General features: G+C 39.1%; 1 pseudogene. It reads right to left on the bottom strand.

The features are described from left to right. Positions 1 to 31 precede the first annotated feature (31 nt). Positions 32 to 1,165: pseudogene (locus HT718_RS09390) on the bottom strand (IS3 family transposase); the annotation flags it as partial.

The following is a 1,165-nucleotide window of genomic DNA, read 5'->3' as shown; positions in this document are numbered from 1 at the left end:
TGTACTGACCCCCAAAAGTTGGACAAATAATTTATTCAAAGGATTTAGTTCTGTATTGCACAGGACTAAGTCCTTTTAGTTTGACTTTAATTCTTTTATTGTTGTAGTAATTGATATAGTCTACAATGGCTTGTTCCAATTGCTTAAGCGACTGAAACGACTTCTCATAGCCGTAAAACATTTCGGATTTTAAAATGCCAAAGAAAGATTCCATCATCCCATTGTCTGGGCTGTTTCCCTTGCGTGACATAGATGCTTGAATTCCCTTGCTCTCCAAAAATTTATGGTAAGATGCATGCTGGTATTGCCAGCCTTGATCACTATGGAGAATCGTATTCTCGTAGTGTTTCTCTGTGAAGGCCTGTTCCAACATCGTTTTTACTTGTTCTAAATTAGGCGAACAAGAAAGATTAAAAGCAATAATTTCGCTGTTAAAGCCATCTAAAACAGGCGATAAATACAATTTCTGCGTACTATTTGGAATGGCAAACTCTGTCACATCCGTATAACACTTTTCCATTGGTCTCGATGCTTCAAACTGGCGTTGAATGAGATTCTCTGCTTTCTTACCAATCTCTCCTTGGTAGGAAGAATACTTTCGTTTACGGCGAATTCGAGCACTTAAACCAAGGATTTTCATCAGACGTTGGACCTTCTTATGGTTTACTATATGACCACGATTCCTTAATTCAAGAGTTATTCGGCGATAGCCATAATTTCCTTTGTGCTCAGTAAAAATAGCTTGAATTTCAGCTTTAAGATCTTTATCTTTGTCAAGCCCATCTAGTTCCTTCAACTGATAATAGTAAGTTGAGCGAGGTAAGCGAGCCACTTCAAGAAGTAAATCTAGTCGAAATCCTCCTGAAGCCATTTCTCTAATTGTCTCTGCCTTTCTCGCTGTATGGCTTCGTCCCTGTCTTCCAGCTCTTTTAACTTTTTTAAGTAAGCCACCTCAGTACGTAAGCGTTCATTCTCCTCTTGGAGTCGCTCTAGTTCTGTCATTTCATCCCAAGTTTTCTTCCGTTTACGTCCCATTTTAGGTACTCTCCCTCTTGTTTTCTCAACAATAGTATACCCGTTTTTCTTGTATTGTGCTAGCCAATTAAGAAGTATCGTACGACTTGGGAGGCCGTATTCAAGAGAAACTCTATCTTTAGTCCAGCCT

Source organism: Streptococcus sp. 714 (genome assembly GCF_013277115.1).
Taxonomy (GTDB): Bacteria; Bacillota; Bacilli; order Lactobacillales; family Streptococcaceae; genus Streptococcus.
The sequence above is the reverse complement of the archived record's forward strand: the minus strand, read 5'-3'. Positions and strand labels throughout refer to the sequence as shown.